At 63.2% G+C, this 16631-nt stretch carries 17 protein-coding genes; 11 read left to right on the top strand and 6 right to left on the bottom strand.

Annotated elements, in window-relative coordinates; genetic code table 11:
- Nucleotides 1-20: 20 nt before the first annotated feature.
- Entirely contained in the window at nucleotides 21-1130 is a 1110-nt protein-coding gene (locus ACELLULO517_RS08455; RefSeq protein WP_227306856.1) for a potassium channel family protein, read from the bottom strand.
- A gap of 152 nt (nucleotides 1131-1282) precedes the next feature.
- Between ACELLULO517_RS08455 and ACELLULO517_RS08450 the strand changes: the two genes are divergently transcribed.
- The gene (locus ACELLULO517_RS08450; RefSeq protein WP_227306855.1) at nucleotides 1283-1831 is read left to right on the top strand and encodes a cysteine hydrolase family protein; all 549 of its coding nucleotides are present in this window, start codon (nucleotides 1283-1285) and stop codon (nucleotides 1829-1831) included.
- Between the two features lie 12 nt (nucleotides 1832-1843).
- Here the strand turns inward: ACELLULO517_RS08450 and ACELLULO517_RS08445 are convergent, their stop codons facing one another.
- The gene (locus ACELLULO517_RS08445) at nucleotides 1844-2269 is read right to left on the bottom strand and encodes a VOC family protein (RefSeq protein WP_227306854.1); all 426 of its coding nucleotides are present in this window, start codon (nucleotides 2267-2269) and stop codon (nucleotides 1844-1846) included.
- A 509-nt stretch (nucleotides 2270-2778) separates the two neighbouring features.
- Between ACELLULO517_RS08445 and cyoA the strand changes: the two genes are divergently transcribed.
- The 6 genes from cyoA to ACELLULO517_RS08415 all read left to right on the top strand — a co-directional run bounded on the left by cyoA (nucleotide 2779) and on the right by ACELLULO517_RS08415 (nucleotide 7461).
- Nucleotides 2779-3681 (top strand): ubiquinol oxidase subunit II, encoded by a 903-nt coding sequence (gene cyoA / locus ACELLULO517_RS08440; protein ID WP_227306853.1) that lies wholly within the window; start codon nucleotides 2779-2781, stop codon nucleotides 3679-3681.
- Nucleotides 3682-3708: 27 nt separating this feature from the next.
- Entirely contained in the window at nucleotides 3709-5709 is a 2001-nt protein-coding gene (cyoB, locus tag ACELLULO517_RS08435) for a cytochrome o ubiquinol oxidase subunit I (RefSeq protein ID WP_227306852.1), read from the top strand.
- Nucleotides 5699-6322 carry a cytochrome o ubiquinol oxidase subunit III gene (cyoC, locus tag ACELLULO517_RS08430; RefSeq protein WP_227306851.1) on the top strand — a complete coding sequence of 208 codons (624 nt, stop codon included), beginning with the start codon at nucleotides 5699-5701 and terminating at the stop codon, nucleotides 6320-6322. The genes cyoB and cyoC overlap by 11 nt, the downstream gene beginning before the upstream one ends.
- Nucleotides 6323-6324: 2 nt before the next feature.
- Nucleotides 6325-6717: a cytochrome o ubiquinol oxidase subunit IV gene (gene cyoD, locus ACELLULO517_RS08425; protein ID WP_227306850.1), complete on the top strand. Its 393-nt coding sequence runs from the start codon at nucleotides 6325-6327 to the stop codon at nucleotides 6715-6717.
- Nucleotides 6718-6846: 129 nt separating this feature from the next.
- Nucleotides 6847-7140 carry a type II toxin-antitoxin system RelE/ParE family toxin gene (locus ACELLULO517_RS08420; protein ID WP_227306849.1) on the top strand — a complete coding sequence of 98 codons (294 nt, stop codon included), beginning with the start codon at nucleotides 6847-6849 and terminating at the stop codon, nucleotides 7138-7140.
- Nucleotides 7141-7149: 9 nt separating this feature from the next.
- Nucleotides 7150-7461, top strand: a complete 312-nt coding sequence (locus tag ACELLULO517_RS08415; RefSeq protein ID WP_227306848.1) for an addiction module antidote protein — start codon at nucleotides 7150-7152, stop codon at nucleotides 7459-7461.
- Between the two features lie 3 nt (nucleotides 7462-7464).
- Here the strand turns inward: ACELLULO517_RS08415 and ACELLULO517_RS08410 are convergent, their stop codons facing one another.
- Nucleotides 7465-8754, bottom strand: coding sequence for an MFS transporter (locus ACELLULO517_RS08410; protein ID WP_227306847.1), 1290 nt, complete (start codon nucleotides 8752-8754; stop codon nucleotides 7465-7467).
- A 186-nt stretch (nucleotides 8755-8940) separates the two neighbouring features.
- Between ACELLULO517_RS08410 and ACELLULO517_RS08405 the strand changes: the two genes are divergently transcribed.
- Nucleotides 8941-10167: an MFS transporter gene (locus tag ACELLULO517_RS08405; RefSeq protein ID WP_227306846.1), complete on the top strand. Its 1227-nt coding sequence runs from the start codon at nucleotides 8941-8943 to the stop codon at nucleotides 10165-10167.
- Here the strand turns inward: ACELLULO517_RS08405 and ACELLULO517_RS08400 are convergent, their stop codons facing one another.
- Nucleotides 10168-11997 carry a glycoside hydrolase family 15 protein gene (locus ACELLULO517_RS08400; protein WP_227306845.1) on the bottom strand — a complete coding sequence of 610 codons (1830 nt, stop codon included), beginning with the start codon at nucleotides 11995-11997 and terminating at the stop codon, nucleotides 10168-10170.
- Nucleotides 11998-12103: 106 nt separating this feature from the next.
- Nucleotides 12104-12778 (bottom strand): DUF1028 domain-containing protein, encoded by a 675-nt coding sequence (locus ACELLULO517_RS08395; protein WP_227306844.1) that lies wholly within the window; start codon nucleotides 12776-12778, stop codon nucleotides 12104-12106.
- Nucleotides 12779-12853: 75 nt separating this feature from the next.
- Here ACELLULO517_RS08395 and ACELLULO517_RS08390 point away from each other — a divergent pair, with 75 nt between their 5' ends.
- Nucleotides 12854-13678, top strand: a complete 825-nt coding sequence (locus tag ACELLULO517_RS08390; RefSeq protein WP_227306843.1) for a Cof-type HAD-IIB family hydrolase — start codon at nucleotides 12854-12856, stop codon at nucleotides 13676-13678.
- Here the strand turns inward: ACELLULO517_RS08390 and argE are convergent.
- Nucleotides 13675-14808, bottom strand: a complete 1134-nt coding sequence (gene argE, locus ACELLULO517_RS08385; protein WP_227306842.1) for an acetylornithine deacetylase — start codon at nucleotides 14806-14808, stop codon at nucleotides 13675-13677. The genes ACELLULO517_RS08390 and argE overlap by 4 nt on opposite strands.
- Nucleotides 14809-14888: 80 nt before the next feature.
- On the opposite strand from argE, the gene ACELLULO517_RS08380 reads away from it, so the two are divergent.
- Nucleotides 14889-15779: an ABC transporter permease gene (locus tag ACELLULO517_RS08380; protein ID WP_227306841.1), complete on the top strand. Its 891-nt coding sequence runs from the start codon at nucleotides 14889-14891 to the stop codon at nucleotides 15777-15779.
- A complete protein-coding gene (locus ACELLULO517_RS08375) occupies nucleotides 15776-16588 on the top strand; it encodes an ABC transporter ATP-binding protein (RefSeq protein WP_227306840.1) in 813 nt (270 codons plus the stop codon). The genes ACELLULO517_RS08380 and ACELLULO517_RS08375 overlap by 4 nt, the downstream gene beginning before the upstream one ends.
- Nucleotides 16589-16631 lie beyond the last annotated feature (43 nt).

Raw genomic sequence — 16631 nt, 5'->3', positions numbered from 1 at the left:
CAGGCGGAACCGCCTGCCGCTCAGATCGTGCCGTGCGGCGAGCTGAAGATCGAAGCGATGACCTGCGCATGGCCATCGCGGCTGACCAGCACCACGCCGTCGCCCGCCTGAAGCACGGTATCCGGCGGCGGCCGGCTGATTGACTGTTCGTCCGGCCGCTCCAGCCCCACGATGAAGAAACTGCCGGCGCCCGCGCTTTCCGTCTGCGCGAGGCTGAGACCGACACAGCGGCTCTCGGCCGCGACGGGATGGGTCAGCACGTTGAGGCCGAGGCGCAGAAGCTGGTTCTGAAAGGCGCGCATACGCTCGCTCCCTTGCAGGAACTGCTCGCTTTCCGGAAAGAGGATCATCTGCGCCATGCGCTCGGCACCAATATTGGCGGGCATGACGACGCGATTGGCGCCGGCCTGGATCAGCTTGCGCTCGGTCGAGGCAACCTCGCCGCGCGCGATGATTTCCAAACCCGGATTGAGGCTGCGGGCGCTGAGCGTGATGAAGACATTGGCCGCATCGTCCGGCAGGACGGTCGCCAGAACGCGCGCCCGCTCGATGCCCGCCTGCTGCAAGGTATGCTCATCCGTCGCGTCCGCCTGAAGGCAGAGATAGCCGAGGTCGCGGATTTCCGCGAAGCGGCGCTCGCTCCGTTCCAATATGATGAAGGGCATCTGCCCGGCCGATAGCTCCTGCGCCAGGGTATAGCCGATGCGGCCGAAGCCGCAGACGATGACATGCCCGTCGAGTTGGTCGATGTCGTGCTTCATGCGCCTCGTGCCGAAAAGCTGCTGGAACTGGGTGATGGTGATGAACTGCACCAAGGCACCGGTGAGGAAGATCATGCCCGTGCAGCCGAGGACAATCAGCATCATCGTATTGGCGCGCAGGAAGGGCGTGCTGATCGTCCGCACCTCGTCATAACCGACCGTATAGATGGTGATGACGACCATGTAGAGGGCGTCGCTCAGGCTCCATCCGGCGGCCAGATAGCCGCAGGTCGCGGCGACGCAGATGATGAAGACGAACAGCCCGCCGAGCACGAGATTGCGGATGGGGGAGCCGAGCAGCCGGCCCAGCCAGATGCGAAACGGCAGCGGACGTTTGCCGCGCGCGAGCTTAGGGTTTCGTCTCGCCATGCCGCCTGGTGACGCTTCCGAAGTGTAACGACCTTTCTGCCGCGCCGCAGGCGGCGGGTCCAGCGTTTGTGCTGTGAAACTGCGGAGTCTTTGCGCTGGACGCGTAACGGTGCCAGCCCTATCGGCTTGGCTTACGCGCGATAGGGGGTGGCATGCCGGTTCCGGGTGATGAATGGTTGCTGGTGATCGATATGCAGCGGGTTTTCGCCGATGCGCCCAGCCCCTGGGCTTCGCCGGATTTCTATCGGGCGCTGCCGCAGGTGATGCGGCTGGTCGAAGCCTATCGCGGCCGCGTCATCCTGACCCGTTACGTGGCGCCGATGCCGCCGACCGGTGCCTGGATTCCCTATTTTGCGGCTTTCCCCTCGGTACTGCGCGCCGAGGACGACGCCATCTGGGATCTGGCGCTGCCGGTGGGTGAGGGGGCTCTGGTCGAAACGCGCGAGACCTTCAGCAAATGGGACGCACGGATGGCGCAGCTGGTCGGGCCCGACAGCCGCGTCGCGGTCTGCGGGGTCGCGACGGAATGCTGCGTGCTGGGCACTGTCCTCGGCGCGGTCGACGCCGGGCGCTTCGTTCGTGTCGTCACCGATGCCTGTGCCGGCGGCACGCCGGACGGGCATGACCAAGCCTGCGCGATCCTCTCCGGTTTCGCGCCGATGGTCAGCCTCGTCACGACGGGCGCTTTGCTGGCCGACTGAACCAGCGCGGCGTCAGGCTGGCCGCGCCTGCTCCGTATAGATCATCCAGCCGAGGCCGAATTTATCGGCGACCATGCCGAAGGCGGGCGAAAAGAAGGTCGGACGCAGCGGCATGCGCACCTGCCCGGTCTCGGCCAAGGCCCGGAACAGCGTTTCCGCTTCCTCCGGCTTTTTAAGAACCAAGGTCAGGCACATGCCGGTGAAGTTCGGACTGCCGCCGCAGCGTCCATCCGACAGAAAGACCGTCGTCTCGCCGATCGTCATCTCGGCATGCATCACCATCTCGCCCGCGCCGGGCGGAAACATGGTATGATCGGGGTCGTCAGGGTTGTCCCGAAAGCGCATCAGCGGGCCGATCTCGGCGGCGAGCGTCTGCCGGTAGAATGCCAGCGCCTCCTCGCAGCGACCTTCGAAGAAAAGATAGGTTTGAACCTTCATAGCTTCCTCCGCACCGTGTTTTGGCCGGGCGGGCAAGACCGCGACCGGCGAGCGCGATCTTACACGGATGAGAGCCTGGCTGCGGCGATCAATGCCCTGGATCAAAGACTCGGCTGCCTAAGCGGCGTAACATGGCAAACGCAGCTTTGCGTTTTTGGCAAGCCAGACCGTCTCTATCCGGTTTGGCGGAGGTCCTGAAACCGTCGTGCCGCTCGGTTGTCATGATGATCTTTGTTGACAGCCGCGTTTCTAAAAGACACCTACCGAGAAGTTATCCCGGAGATTGACGATCCTCCATGTTCGGGCGACCGCGGCGATCTTAGGTTTCGTAACAGACAGGGGCGGTCGACGCATTCCTCCCATGCCGCCAGAGCGATGTCGCGATCGAGCTGACGCTTGACGACCTGCCTAGACCGGCTTTCAACGGGTTCGAAGATTTCAAAAATGATCGAAATGGCAAGAGATACGCGATGAGAGAGTTTTTCAGGCAGGTAGCGCGGCGGAAACCGTTGCTTCTCCTCCCCCTGCTGCTTCTGTCCGGCTGTAGCAACTGGGCCATCATGGACCCGCAGGGGCCGATCGGCCGGGCTGAGAAGAGCCTGGTCTTCACCGCCGTTATTCTCATGCTGATCGTCGTTGTGCCGGTCATCGTGCTGACCCTTGTCTTTGCCTGGCACTTTCGCGCCAGCAACAAGAAGGCCGTCTATCGTCCGGACTTCCATCACTCGACGACGATCGAAATCATCGTCTGGGTCGTCCCCTGCCTGATCGTGCTCGCACTCGGCATTCTGACCTGGAAAACCACCCACGCGCTGGACCCCTACAAGCCGCTTGTCGCTCAAAATGGCGAGAAGCCGATCGAGGTTGACGTCATCGCCCTCGATTGGAAGTGGCTGTTCGTCTATCCTCAGCTGCATATCGCGAGCGTGAACGAGCTGGCGATGCCGGTCGGTGCGTCTGTCGACTTCCGCATCACCTCCGGCACCGTGATGAACGCTTTCTTCATCCCGCAGCTCGGCACGCAGATTTATGCGATGGGCGGAATGCAGACTGAAGTGCATCTGTCGGCCGACCATGCCGGCATCTACCAGGGCCTTTCGGCGAATTTCAGCGGCAACGGCTTCTCGGGCATGACGTTCAAGGCCATCGCGACGGACAAGGCCGGGTTTGACGCCTGGGTGCAGAAGGTCCGCGGTTCCAGCCAGGTGCTTGACACGCAAAGCTTTGCGCTTCTGTCCAAAGCCTCTGAAAACGTTCCCGTGTCCTATTACGGCACAGTGAACGGCGATATTTTTGGCGAGCAAATCGCGTCCTTCGTTGGCTCGCCCCCGTCGATGAAGACCATGAAGGGCAATGGCGACCAGGCCTCCGCGAAGACGACGGGCGGCTCGAACGGCATGAGCGGGATGTGATGCTCAGCGAGATGAAGGTGCAGTGACATGCTCGGAAGACTAACCTGGGCGGCGATCCCGCTGGATAATCCTATTGAAATGGGCGCGGTCGGCCTGATGGGCATCGTCGTGCTCATCGTGCTGGGCTTCATCGCCCGTTACAATCTTTGGGTCTATTTGTGGAAAGAGTGGATCACCACGATCGACCACAAGAAGATCGGCATCATGTACATCCTGATGGCGCTGGTGATGCTGCTCCGCGGCTTCGCCGATGCGATCATGATGCGCACGCAGCTGGCTTTCTCTCATGGCGCCAGCCACGGCTATCTGCCGCCGGAACATTACGACCAGATCTTCTCGGCGCACGGCGTCATCATGATCTTCTTCGTGGCGATGCCCTTCGTCATCGGGTTCATGAACGTGGCCGTGCCCTTGCAGATCGGCGCGCGCGACGTGGCCTTCCCCTTCCTGAACTCGATCAGCTTCTGGCTGACCTTCGTCGGCATGGCGCTGGTCAATCTGTCGCTTGCGATCGGTGAGTTCGGTCAGGCCGGCTGGCTCGCCTATCCGCCGCTCTCCGAGCTGAAATACAGCCCCGGCAGCGGCATCGATTACTGGATCTGGTCGCTGCAGATTTCCGGTATCGGCACCCTGCTGACGGGCGTGAACTTCTTCGTCACGATAATCAAGATGCGGGCGCCGGGCATGACCTTCATGCGCATGCCGGTCTTCGTCTGGACGATCCTTTGCACCTCCATCCTCATCATGGCCGCCTTCCCGGTGCTGACCGCGACCATCGGCATGCTGACGCTCGACCGTTATCTGGACTTCCACTTCTTCACCAATGACGGTGGCGGCAACCAGATGATGTATGTGAACCTCATCTGGGCCTGGGGGCATCCGGAGGTTTATATTCTCATCCTGCCGGTCTTCGGCGTCTTCTCCGAAGTCGTCTCGACCTATTCCAGCAAGCGGCTGTTTGCCTATACCTCGATGGTCTGGGCGACCGTCTCGATTACCGTCCTCTCCTTCGTCGTCTGGCTGCATCACTTCTTCACCATGGGTTCCGGTGCGGATGTGAATGCCTTCTTCGGCATCTCGACGATGGTCATCGCCATCCCGACGGGCGTGAAGATCTTCAACTGGCTTTTCACCATGTATGGCGGCCGCGTGCGATACGAGCCCGCGATGCTCTGGACCGTGGGCTTCATGGTGACCTTCACCATCGGTGGCATGACCGGCGTCATGATGGCCGTGCCGGGTATCGACTTCATCGTCCACAACAGCCTGTTCCTGATCGCGCATTTCCATAACGTGATCATCGGCGGCGTGGTCTTCGGCTGCTTCGCCGGACTGAACTACTGGTTCCCGAAAATGTTCGGCTTCAAGCTGGAAGCCAAGTGGGGCACGCGCTCCTTCTGGTTCTGGCTGGTCGGCTTCTATGTCGCCTTCGTGCCGCTCTATGCGCTGGGCTTCATGGGCGCCACGCGCCGTATGGAGCACTACGACAACCCTGCCTGGGTCCCCTATATGTGGGTCGCCCTGCTGGGTGCCGTCCTGATCTTCTGCGGTATCGTCTGCTCCATTCTGCAGATCGTGGTCTCGATCCGTGACCGCGCCAAGCTGCAGGACGTGACCGGCGACATCTGGGGCGGCCGCACGCTGGAATGGGCGATCTCATCCCCGCCGCCCTTCTACAACTTCGCCACCACGCCGACGGTCGCCGATGCCGAACCGCTGTGGGATGCGAAGCAGCGCGGCACGATCGAGCGTCAGGCCCGTGACCACTACGAAGACATCCACATGCCTAAGAATACGGGGGCCGGCTTCATCATCGCCGTCTTCGCCGGAATCATGGGCTTCGCGATGATCTGGTATATCTGGTGGCTCGCCATCCTCAGCGTCGTCGGCATCATCCTCACGCTGATCATTCGTACCTGTAATGACGACATCGACTACTACGTGCCGGGTGAAGAGGTCGCGCGCATCGAAAAAGCGCATTTCCTGAAGGTCGCCTCGCTCGAGACGGAGAAGCAGCATGCCGACTGATGCGGTCGCCGCCCACGGCGGCCACGACCACCACCACGATCACGCCCAGGAACAGCTGGCCAATAAGGTCTTCGGCTTCTGGCTCTACCTGATGACCGACTGCATCCTGTTCGCCACCGCCTTTGCGGGCGTGGCGGTCAACCGGCATTCCTATGCCGGCGGGCCGACGGGCAAGGATATCTTCGAGCTTAACGGCGTCATCATCGAAACCGCCTGCCTGCTCTTCAGCTCGGTGACCTACGGTTTCGCCATGCTGGCGGCGCATCGCAACAACAAGTCGCAGGTCATGCTTTGGCTTGGCATCACCTTCCTGTTCGGCCTCGGCTTTATCGGGTTCGAAGTGAAGGAATTCATGCATCTCGTCGCCGACGGCAACGGGCCTGAGCGTAGCGCCTTCCTGTCGTCCTTCTTCCTGCTCGTCGCGACCCATGGTTGCCACGTGACGGCCGGCCTGCTGTGGATGGCGACGCTGATGTTCCAGATGGGTGTGATGGGCAAGCCGCTCAACACGACCTATATGAGCCGCCTGACCTGCCTCAGCCTGTTCTGGCACTTTCTGGACATCGTCTGGATCTGCGTCTTCACGGTCGTCTATCTGATGGGGGTCATATAAATATGGACCACAGCGCACACGGCCATAGCCATGGTCATGTCGATGCTGCCGGCGCTTCGCACGGCAGCTACACATCCTATGCTATCGGCTTCGTTCTCTCCGTCATTCTGACGGCGGCTGCCTTCTGGGCGGTGATGAGCCATGCGATGTCGCCGGGCGCGACGGTCACAACCATCGTGATCCTCGCCATCGTGCAGGTGTTCGTGCATCTCTATTACTTCCTGCACCTCAACTTCTCGTCCGAGCAGCGCTGGAACATCACGGCCTTCGCTTTCGCGGGGATTGTCGTTCTCATCGTCATCGGTGGTTCGCTGTGGATCATCCACAACATGACCGACCGCATGATGCCGCAGATGCAGCAGTCCCTTCCGGGTCTGCAGGAGCAGCAGGGCTAAAGCCTCGTTGCTTTCAGCGTTTGATTGGGAAAGGGGGGAGCGGGCAACCGCTCCCCTTTTTTGTTTGCGGATAAGGAACGATTTGTCGCCTATAGTTTACAGATAGGTCTGTGAAGTATAGATAACAAAATGGAACTGCGACGCACCCGCGAATTTGCAGATTGGCTTGACCGCCTGACGGACCAGGAAGCGCTTCGCCGCATCATCGTCAGGCTCGCTCGGCTGGAAGCCGGATTGTTCGGAGATGTGCGGCCGGTTGGTGACGGTGTCTCAGAGCTACGCGTCGATTACGGACCAGGCTATCGCGTCTATTTCGTCCAGCGTGGTCGGACTTTGATCGTTCTTCTGTGTGGTGGCGATAAGCGCAATCAGGATCGTGACATCAAGTGGGCGCGGCGATTGGCGGCCAGTTTGGAAAATTAGGCGAGCGCAATGGTAAAGACCGAACCCCTTGATCTGGCGAAGTATCTTGATACGCCGGAAGCGCGGCTTGCTTTGCTGAACGATGCTTTTGCTTCAGGAGAAGCGACCTATGTCGGGCATGCGCTGGGCCTCATTGCCCGATCCCGCGGCATGAGCGATGTCGCGCGTAAAGCCGGGGTCAGTCGCGAGGGACTGTATAAGTCCCTGAGCGACGATGGGGATCCGCGGCTGACGACGCTGCTTGGGGTTGCAGGCGCCCTCGGCTTCAGGCTTGCGGCGCTGCCGCTGGAGCAGAAGACGTCCGAAGACGTCTCTGGCTGACCATCAAGCCAGCCGTTCGGCGGCGCGGCGATCGGCATTGCCGATGAAGATGGACAGGAAGGCCGCGACGACGCCCAGCATGCCGGCGAACAGGAAGGCAGGCAGGTAAGACCCTTCCAGCGACCGGCTGAGGCCGGCGATGAAGGCGGCACTCGCGGCCCCCAGCTGATGGCCGGCGACGATCCAGCCGAAGATAACGGGCATGCGATGATCGCCGAAGGTCTCCGTCGCCAGGCGCACCGTCGGCGGCACGGTCGCGATCCAGTCGAGCCCGAAGAAGACGCCGAAGGCTGCGAGGCCGTACAGGCCGAAACCCGAATAGGGCAGGTAGATCAGGGCCAGGCCGCGCAGCGCGTAATACATGAACAGCAGCTTGCGGCTGTCGAAGCGGTCGGTCAGCCAGCCCGATAGCGTCGTGCCGATAAGATCGAAGAAACCCATCATGGCGAGCAGACCGGCGGCGCGGGTTTCCGGAATGCCGTGATCGGCGCAAAGCGCGATCATATGCACGCCCACCAGGCCGTTGGTCGTGAAGCCGCAGATATAGAAACTGGCAAACAGCAGCCAGAAGGTGCGGCTTTTCGCGCCCAGCATCAGGCCGCCGAACGCCTGCGCGAAGAGCGAGCCCACGGGGGCGACGGCCGGAACCGTTCCCGGCTTGGCGCCCCAGGGCAGCAGACCGATGGAGGACGGACGCTCCGGGATCAGAAAACCGATCAGCGGGATCATCAGCGCGGCAGCGGCGGCGATGATCAGCACAACCGGCCGCCAGCCGTCCGAAATGGCGATCGTCGAAAGGACCGGCGTGAAGATCAGCGTGCCCGTCGCCGTGCTGGCGGTGAGGATGCCCATGACCAGTCCGCGACGGGCAGTGAACCAGCGGGTCGCGACAATCGCGCCCAGAACATTGGCGACGCAGCCGGTCGCCATGCCGGAGAGCACGCCCCAGGTCAGCATCAATTGCCAGGGTGCGCGCATGAAGCTGCTGGCGAAGGTCGAGAGGGCCAGCAGGCCGAAGGCCAGCATCGTCACATGCCGGACGCCGTAGCGCTGGATAAAGGCAGCCGCGAAGGGACCGCAAAGCCCATAGAGAAGAATGCCGATGGCCGCCGCCAGGCTGACGGTCGCACGGCTCCAGCCGAAACTATTCTGCCAAGGGATGATCAGCACGCCCGGCGCACCGCGAACGCCGGCGGAGACGAGCAGGCAGACAAAGATCACACCCACGACCACGAAGGCATAGCGGGCGCCGAAAGGACGGCGATGAGCCGGAAGAGCAGGGGACTGGGACATGCGCCCGACCTTAGGGCGATTGGGCGCAATAGCCAGATGCCGGGCGTGAGGCTTGTGTCTGGTTGCGCAATCTTTTGTGTTATCTCCCTATTGCACGCCATGGTCCCGACCTTGGTCATTCATCGTTGCGAAGTGACTACGCTATAAGGAAGTCCTTCCCGTCCCATGCCTTCCGCGAGCGACTGAATGACTGTGACTGCACCAACGCCCGTCCCGACACCGCGAGGATCCGGTCGTGCCGCCTTGCGGCAGATACTGGCGACCGTCGTCTTCACCTTCGTCGGCTATCTCGTCGTCGGCCTGCCACTCGCGGCGCTACCGGTCTTCGTCCACAACACGCTCGCCTATAGTTCCGTGCTCGCGGGCCTGTCCGTCAGCGTGCAGTATCTGGCGACCTTCATCACCCGCGCACCGGTCGGCCGCATGACCGATACGGTGGGCCCGAAGCAGATGGTGCTGTTCGGCCTGCTTTGCTGCGCCGGGTCCGGAGTGATGACGCTGATCGGCGGAGCCCTGTACCATCATCAGGCCGTCAGCCTGACGCTGATCCTGATCGGCCGGCTGTTCCTGGGTGCGGGGGAAAGCGGCGTTGCGACCGGGTCCATCGCCTGGGCCATCGGCCGCACCTCACCCGCGCATAGCGCCAAGGTCATTTCCTGGAACGGGGTCGCGACCTACGGCGCCATCGCCCTCGGCGCTCCGCTCGGCATCGTCATCGAAAATCTGTTCGCCTTCTGGACGATCGGCGTCGTCATGATCTTGGTGCCGCTGATCGCTTATCCTTTTGCGATGAAGGGGCCTGTCACCAAGCGCGTTCGCGGCGAGCAGCTGCCGATGAAAAGCGTCTTCGGGCGCGTGCTGCCGCATGGCATGGCATTGGCTTTGGGTTCGATCGGCTTCGGCACCATCGCGTCATTCGTTACGCTGTTCTATGCCAGCCGCCATTGGCCCGATGCGGCGCTGGCGGTGACGGCTTTTGGCGTCTTCTTCATCGCCTCGCGCTTCATGTTCGTCGGTATCATCGCCCGCGAAGGCGCGCTGCGCGTCTCGTTCTATTCCTTCATGGTCGAGGCCGCCGGTCTTTTCATGCTGACCTTCGCGGGCTCTCCCTTGATCGCGACCATCGGCGCTGCCGTCACCGGCTTCGGCTTCGCGTTGATTTTCCCGGCTTTGGGGGTGGAGGCCTTTAATCGCGTGCCGGCCACCAGCCGCGGTGCGGCGCTCGGCGTCTTCTCTGTCTTCCTCGACGTCGCTCTCGGCCTCACCGGACCGCTCGCCGGCCTATTGGTCGGCTTCTACGGCTATTCCGCGATCTTTCTGCTCGCGGCCTTCGCTGCGATCGTCGCTGGCGTCATGATGCTGGGCCTCGGCGCGCGGCTCAGGCGGCCGCGCCCGACACCATCGGCCGCCTGATCATTCGCCCATCTGCCGCGCGCCGCGCTGGCCCTTATGCGCATCGGCGATGGTGAAGGCGGTATTGACGAGTGCCACATGGGTGAAGGCCTGCGGGAAATTCCCCATCTGGCGCTTCAGATCGGGGGCATATTCCTCGGCGATCAGGCCGAGATCGTTGGCGAGGCCGACCAGCCGACGGAACAATGTTGTCGCCTCGTCCAGCCTTCCCTGAAAGGCGAGGTTATCGACCAGCCAGAAGCTGCAGGCCAGAAACACGCCTTCGCCCGGTGGCAGACCGTCATCGCTGTCATGGGTATCGTAGCGGCGCACCAGCCCATCGACGACGAGCCCTTTTTCGATCGCCTCGACCGTGCCGATCATGCGCGGATCATGCGCATCCATGAAATGCACATGCGGGATCAGCAATAGGCTGGCGTCCAACTCGTCACCGTCAAAAACCTGGGTGAAGCTGTTCAGCTTTTTGTTGAAGCCGCGGGTCAGGATCTCCTCCCGCACCGCCGCGCGCTCGGTCCGCCAGCGCTCGATCGGTGCGGTGAAACCATGGGCCTCGACATCGCGGACGGAGCGGTCGAGCGCCACCCAGCACATGATCTTGGAGAAGGTGAAGGGCTGGCGGCCGCTGCGCACTTCCCACAGGCTGTCGTCATTCTGGCGCCAGATATCGCAGATATGGTCGGTCAGCGCGCATTGCAGGCCCCAACCGTCCGGCGTGTCCGCCAGGCCAAGCCGCCGACCGGCGGAGAGCACCGACATCACCTCGCCGAAGACATCCAGCTGCAATTGGCCGGAGGCGGCGTTGCCGACGCGGACGGGGGCCGAATTCTCATAACCTGGCAGCCAGGGCACTTCCCATTCGTCCAAGCGCCGCTCACCGGCGATGCCGTACATGATCTGGATCTGGTCCGGCATGCCGGCGGCGGCGCGCATCAGCCAGTCCCGCCAGTCCCGCGCTTCCGTGCGGTAGCCGGCGCGGAGCAGGGACCCCAGGGTCAGCGTCGCATCGCGCAGCCAGCAATAGCGATAATCCCAGTTGCGCGGGCCACCCAGCTGTTCGGGCAGGGAGGTTGTTGCCGCCGCCACGATACCGCCGGTCGGCGCATAGGTCAGCGCCTTCAGCACGATCAGGGAGCGGCGGACTTCTTCCGTCCATTCGCCGTCATAGGTCGAGACCTTGGACCAATCCTCCCAGAACAGAACGGTATCCGCCAGCAACTGATCGGCGTCCGGCAGTTCGGGCAGATTGAGATGCGAGGCGTTATGGACCAGGCAGAAGCTCTGCCGCTCGCCCGGCGTCACCTTGAAGCGCGCCTCCGTCACCATGTGTTCGCTGATCAGCGGGATCGAGGAAAAGAGCGTGATGCGATCCGGTCCGCAGATCGCCTGCAACCCGCTTTGATCTTCCAATCCGATGACCCAGGGGATGGTGCTGCCGTAATCGAAGCGGAGCGTAAGATCGAGCGCCATATCGACCTCACCTGTCAGCCCTTCGACGATGCGGATGATGGCGGTTTCGCTGGCGCCGACCGGCATGAAATCCGTCACCCTGGCGCGGCCGGTCTCGGTTTCGATGATGGTGTCGATGACGACGCTGCCGTCACGGTAGGCGCGGCTGACCCGCGCGTCATCGGTCGCAGCACCCAGGCGCCAACGCCCGTGCTCGGCGGTTCCGAGAAGAGCGGCCATGCAGGCGGCACTGTCGAAACGCGGCAGGCAAAGCCAATCGATGGACCCGTCCCGGCTGACGAGCGCGCAGGTCCGGCAATCGCCGATCATCCCGTAATCTTCGATGAGGGCGGGCCGGTAAACGTCGCTCTGACTATCGGGCATGGGCAGCCGTCTCCTGACACAAGAGGTCTTTCCTATGCCGCAGAGTTTGGCCCATCCGCGCGGAAATAAAGCCTGAGCGGACGGGAGGCTGCCAAACGCTGCGGCGTTATTCGTCGCCGGGAACGCCGTAGGACGGCGCCGCCACCGGGTTCAGCGCCCTGGTGACGTAGGCCTCCATCTGCGGCTTGTAGATATTCCAGAGCCGGCCGAGTTCGGCGATCGGCGTCTCATGCCAGTCGACCCGCAGATCGGCAATCGGCCAGGAAACCTCGCCCACCATCTGCATGCCGGCGGAAAAGATCGGCCCGGCCTCGCCACCGGCTGCCAATCCGGCCGCCATGGCGGCGATGATACGGTCGCCCAGGTCCTGGCCTGCGCTCGCCTCGAAAGCCGCGACGATCGCCTGCGGCACGTCGGGATTGGCGAGCAGATTGCCCGCCGAAACGACATCCTGTCCCTCGGCCTCTCCGTGGGTGCCGAGCGTGCCGCTACCCGAGAAGACGGCGGTGCGGCCTTGGGCATCGATCATGGTCAGCTGACGGTGATCGATATGGGGCGTCACCGCGACCAGAACCGCGCGGGCCGCGGCCGCGTCGGCGCCAAGCGCCATAAGGTCCAGCGCTTTCGGTCCAAGCCTCGGGTCGGTGATGTTCTGCGTGGTCGCGGCACCCACGCCGGCGCGGGCATAGGCGCAGCGGGCGGCGACGGCGGGGGAGGAGGAGGCGACGGCGACCGCGAAGCGGCCGGTCGTCGCACAGCGGGCAGCGATGGAGAATGTCATATGTCATTCCTGCCCGCCTTGACCCTGCGGCCGCAAGCCTCTCTCTTTGTCGCGATCTTTCCCCCGGAGGCCAGCATGACCGACATTACTCTCTCCAAACCCATCCGCCTCGTCGTCACGGATGTCGACGGCACGCTGGTCCGCAAGGACAAGACCTTGCATCCGGAAACCATCAAGGCCGCGCAGGAGCTGAAGGCCGCAGGCATCGTGCTTTGCCTCGCCTCCTCCCGGCCGCCGCGCGGCATGGAAATGTATCTGGAGCCGCTGGGCATCACGACGCCCCATGCCGGTTTCAATGGCGGCCAGATCGTCGCCGCCGACAACAAGACCATTCTGGATGAGCTGGCGATCCCGGAGGACGCCGCCCGCGTGGCGGTGGACCACATGACGGCCGCCGGGCTGGATGTCTGGGTTTTCGCCGGCAACGGCTGGTATGTGAAAAGCGCCAATGGCCCCTATGTCGCGCATGAGGCCGAGGTGACGCGCAATACCTTCACCGTCGTCGAGGATTTCAGCCCTTACCTGTCGAACACCAACAAGATCATGTCCTCGTCGAAGGATTTCGATCTCGTCGGCCGGGTGGAGGAGGAATTGCAGGCCAATCTGCACGGCCAGGCCTCGGTCAACCGATCCTCGCCCTATTATTGCGATGTCACCCATATGGACGCGAACAAGGGCCATGCGGCGCTGGCCCTCGCCAGGATCGCGGGCGTGACGCCGGAGGAGATGGCTTGCCTGGGCGACATGAATGTCGATGTGCCGATGCTGAAGATCGCAGGCCTTTCCATCGCCATGGGCAATGCGGCCGAGAGCGTGAAGGCAGCGTCGATGGTGGTGACCGGCGACAATGACGGCCCGGGCTGGGCGGATGCCATCCGCACCTATGTTCTGAAGTCCTAAACCAGACTTTCCACCACGCGCGTCAGAAACGCATCGCCGGCCGCGAGTTCATCCCGCGTGATGAACTCGTCCGGCTTATGGGCGCGGTCGATGGAGCCGGGCCCGCAGACCACGCTCGGCAGACCGAGCATGTCGCGGAACAAGCCGGCTTCCGTGCCGAAATCGAGTTTCGTGAAATGGGTCGAACCGCCGGCCAAGGTCGCGAGTGCGACGGCGGGTGAGGTTTCGGGCTCGGCCAGGCCCGGATAGGCATTGGTGACCGCGATGCTGATCGCACCGCCGCGTGCGGCGGCAATGGCAGCTGCGCGGTCGCGCAGACGGATCAGCAGCGCTTCGTAATCCTCGCCGGCCGGAAAGCGGATTTCGAACGCCAGGCTCGCCTCCGCCGGCACGATGTTGAGCGCGGTGCCGCCGCTGATGGTGCCGACCTGCGCGGTCCCGTGCGGCACGGCATAGGCCTTGTCCCGCACGCCTTGTTCGGCAAGCCAGGCCGCCACCGCCTCGACCTCGGCCACCATCGCCGCCGCCATGCCGATGGCATTGACGCCGAGACCCGGATTGGCGGAATGCGCGGCCTGTCCCTGGCAGGTGACGCGCACAGCGACCTTGCCCTTATGCCCGGTCGCGATGACAAGGCCGGTCGGTTCGCCGACGATACAGGCGCGCGCCCGGAACCCTTCGGCCGCCATGGCCTGCAGCATCGGGCGGACGCCGACGCAGCCGATTTCCTCGTCATGGGAAATGGCCAGATGCAGCGGACGCCGCAGCGTCAACCGGCTGGCGGTTTCGGCCGCCGTCACCATGCAAGCCAGGAAGCCCTTCATATCGACGGAACCGCGCCCGAACAGCTTGCCGTCACCCTCCCTCAACCGGAACGGGTCGGTGGTCCAGGCTTGTCCCGCGACCGGCACGACATCCTCATGCGCCGAGAGCAGGATGCCGTCCGGTCCGTCCGGCCCGAGTTTTGCCCAAAGGTTGATCCGGTTCGCATCGGTTCCGGGCATAACGCGAACGTGAGCGCCTAAGTCAGAGAGGCGCTGTTGCAACCAGCCCATCAGGTCCAGGTTCGGACCGCCGGCCAAGGTCGGAAAGCCGACGAGTGCGCTCAAGGTTTCGATAGTGTTTGTCATGGCAAGTTTTTAGCATCCTTTATGGCGCGGTGCGCCAGCCTGCCGCTGCGGGTTGGAACGGTTCTTGCGTGGGATGGTTCATGAGATTCGATAAAACCTTCGCGCCCGCCGATGGCGGTTCGGGCGCTGCCTCCCTCCCTGGCGCGGCCAGCGTGACACCGTCGCGGCCGAAGCGCCGCCGTGGCTTCGTCGATCGTGCGCTGACACCACGCGCGCCCATCTCGGCCCGCGCCGCGCTAATTGCCGGCCTGGTCGTCTGGGCCATCGTCCTCGGCGTCTGGTCGCTGCTGACCTATGGCGGCGTCATGCCGGACATTTTCCTGCCGTCACCCTCAGCCGTGATCGAGCGCGGCATTTCGATGGTGTCGGACGGGACGATCTGGCCGAATATGTGGTCCTCGATCGAGGTCATCCTGCTCGGCTTCATCATCTCCTCCGTCGTCGCCGTGCCGCTCGGCCTGCTGATGGGCACCTTCCGCATCGTTCAGGCGGCGCTGGAGCCGCTGGTCAATTTCATTCGCTACCTGCCGGTCACGGCCTTCGTGCCGCTGTTCATTCTGTGGATTGGCCTCGGCCTGTCGCAGCGCGTCGCCATCATCATCTTCGGCACCTTCTTCCAGCAGCTGGTCATGATCATGGACGGTGTGCGCGCGGTGCCGGAGGATATGCTCAACGCGTCCTATACACTGGGCTCCTCCCGGCGCGACGTGCTGACGCATGTCATTCTGCCGGCGGCCAAGCCCGGCATCATCGATACGCTGCGCATCACCATGGGCTGGGCCTGGACCTATCTCGTGGTCGCGGAACTCGTCGCGGCCGATAGCGGTCTTGGCTATATGAGCATGCAGGCGATGCGCGGCTTTCAGGTGGACAAGATTTTCCTGGCCATCGGCATCATCGGCATCCTGGGCCTGATCACCGATAGTTTCTTCCGGCTTCTGCGGGCCAAGACGGCAGGGTGGGCAGCATGAGCGCGGTCATGAACAAGCCCGTCACGGAGATCGCCGGCGCCCCGCTTCTGGAGGCGCGTTCGGTCGAGCTGCGCTACAATAGCGGCACCAGTTCCGTCCTCGCGCTGGACCGCGTGTCGCTGGACGTGCGGGAGAAGGAATTCGCCGTCATCGTCGGCCCCTCCGGCTGCGGCAAGTCCAGCCTGCTCTATCTGGCCGCCGGGCTTTTGGAATCGACGGGTGGGGAGATTATCGTCGGTGGCGAGGAAGTGGATGGTCCGGGCCGCGATCGTGGCATGGTCTTCCAGGCCTACACGCTGTTTCCCTGGCTGACGGTCGCCGAGAATATCGAATTCGGCCTCAAGCGGCGGCGCATGCCGGCGGCCGAGCGGCGCGAGATCGTCAGCTATTATCTCAATGAAGTGGGACTGGCGCAGTTCGGCAACCATTACCCGAAGCAGCTGTCGGGCGGCATGAAGCAGCGCGTGGCCATTGCCCGCGCGCTGGCGAACGACCCCAAGGTCCTGCTGATGGATGAGCCTTTCGGCGCGCTCGACAGTCAGACGCGCGCCACCATGCAGAAGCTGCTGCTGCGTGTCTGGGATCACAGCCATAAGACCGTGCTCTTCGTGACGCATGATATCGACGAGGCCATCATCCTCGGCGACCGCGTGCATGTCATGACGGCACGTCCCGGCCGCATGAAGGCGACGGTCAAGATCGACATTCCGCGTCCGCGTTCGCTGGACATGATGCTTGACCCTGACTTCATCGCCATCAAACGCCAAATTCTCGGTCTGCTGCATGACGAGATCGACGAGGATCATTGATCCGTCATCATGCTGTCCGCGAGCCTTCCCGCCGCAACCCTTT

Origin of the sequence: Acidisoma cellulosilyticum (assembly GCF_020621385.1) — a bacterium.
In the GTDB taxonomy this organism is placed as follows: domain Bacteria; phylum Pseudomonadota; class Alphaproteobacteria; order Acetobacterales; family Acetobacteraceae; genus Acidisoma; species Acidisoma cellulosilyticum.
This window is presented reverse-complemented; position numbering and strand designations above follow the sequence as displayed.

What these genes read in the sequence shown, in the direction of transcription:
- ACELLULO517_RS08455 (WP_227306856.1), bottom strand. Translation starts at nt 1,130, where the DNA reads ATGGCGAGACGAAACCCTAAGCTCGCGCGCGGCAAACGTCCGCTGCCG.
- ACELLULO517_RS08450 (WP_227306855.1), top strand. Translation starts at nt 1,283, where the DNA reads ATGCCGGTTCCGGGTGATGAATGGTTGCTGGTGATCGATATGCAGCGG.
- ACELLULO517_RS08445 (WP_227306854.1), bottom strand. Translation starts at nt 2,269, where the DNA reads ATGAAGGTTCAAACCTATCTTTTCTTCGAAGGTCGCTGCGAGGAGGCG.
- cyoB (WP_227306852.1), top strand. Translation starts at nt 3,709, where the DNA reads ATGCTCGGAAGACTAACCTGGGCGGCGATCCCGCTGGATAATCCTATT.
- cyoC (WP_227306851.1), top strand. Translation starts at nt 5,699, where the DNA reads ATGCCGACTGATGCGGTCGCCGCCCACGGCGGCCACGACCACCACCAC.
- cyoD (WP_227306850.1), top strand. Translation starts at nt 6,325, where the DNA reads ATGGACCACAGCGCACACGGCCATAGCCATGGTCATGTCGATGCTGCC.
- ACELLULO517_RS08420 (WP_227306849.1), top strand. Translation starts at nt 6,847, where the DNA reads ATGGAACTGCGACGCACCCGCGAATTTGCAGATTGGCTTGACCGCCTG.
- ACELLULO517_RS08415 (WP_227306848.1), top strand. Translation starts at nt 7,150, where the DNA reads ATGGTAAAGACCGAACCCCTTGATCTGGCGAAGTATCTTGATACGCCG.
- ACELLULO517_RS08410 (WP_227306847.1), bottom strand. Translation starts at nt 8,754, where the DNA reads ATGTCCCAGTCCCCTGCTCTTCCGGCTCATCGCCGTCCTTTCGGCGCC.
- ACELLULO517_RS08405 (WP_227306846.1), top strand. Translation starts at nt 8,941, where the DNA reads ATGACTGTGACTGCACCAACGCCCGTCCCGACACCGCGAGGATCCGGT.
- ACELLULO517_RS08400 (WP_227306845.1), bottom strand. Translation starts at nt 11,997, where the DNA reads ATGCCCGATAGTCAGAGCGACGTTTACCGGCCCGCCCTCATCGAAGAT.
- ACELLULO517_RS08395 (WP_227306844.1), bottom strand. Translation starts at nt 12,778, where the DNA reads ATGACATTCTCCATCGCTGCCCGCTGTGCGACGACCGGCCGCTTCGCG.
- ACELLULO517_RS08390 (WP_227306843.1), top strand. Translation starts at nt 12,854, where the DNA reads ATGACCGACATTACTCTCTCCAAACCCATCCGCCTCGTCGTCACGGAT.
- argE (WP_227306842.1), bottom strand. Translation starts at nt 14,808, where the DNA reads ATGACAAACACTATCGAAACCTTGAGCGCACTCGTCGGCTTTCCGACC.
- ACELLULO517_RS08380 (WP_227306841.1), top strand. Translation starts at nt 14,889, where the DNA reads ATGAGATTCGATAAAACCTTCGCGCCCGCCGATGGCGGTTCGGGCGCT.
- ACELLULO517_RS08375 (WP_227306840.1), top strand. Translation starts at nt 15,776, where the DNA reads ATGAGCGCGGTCATGAACAAGCCCGTCACGGAGATCGCCGGCGCCCCG.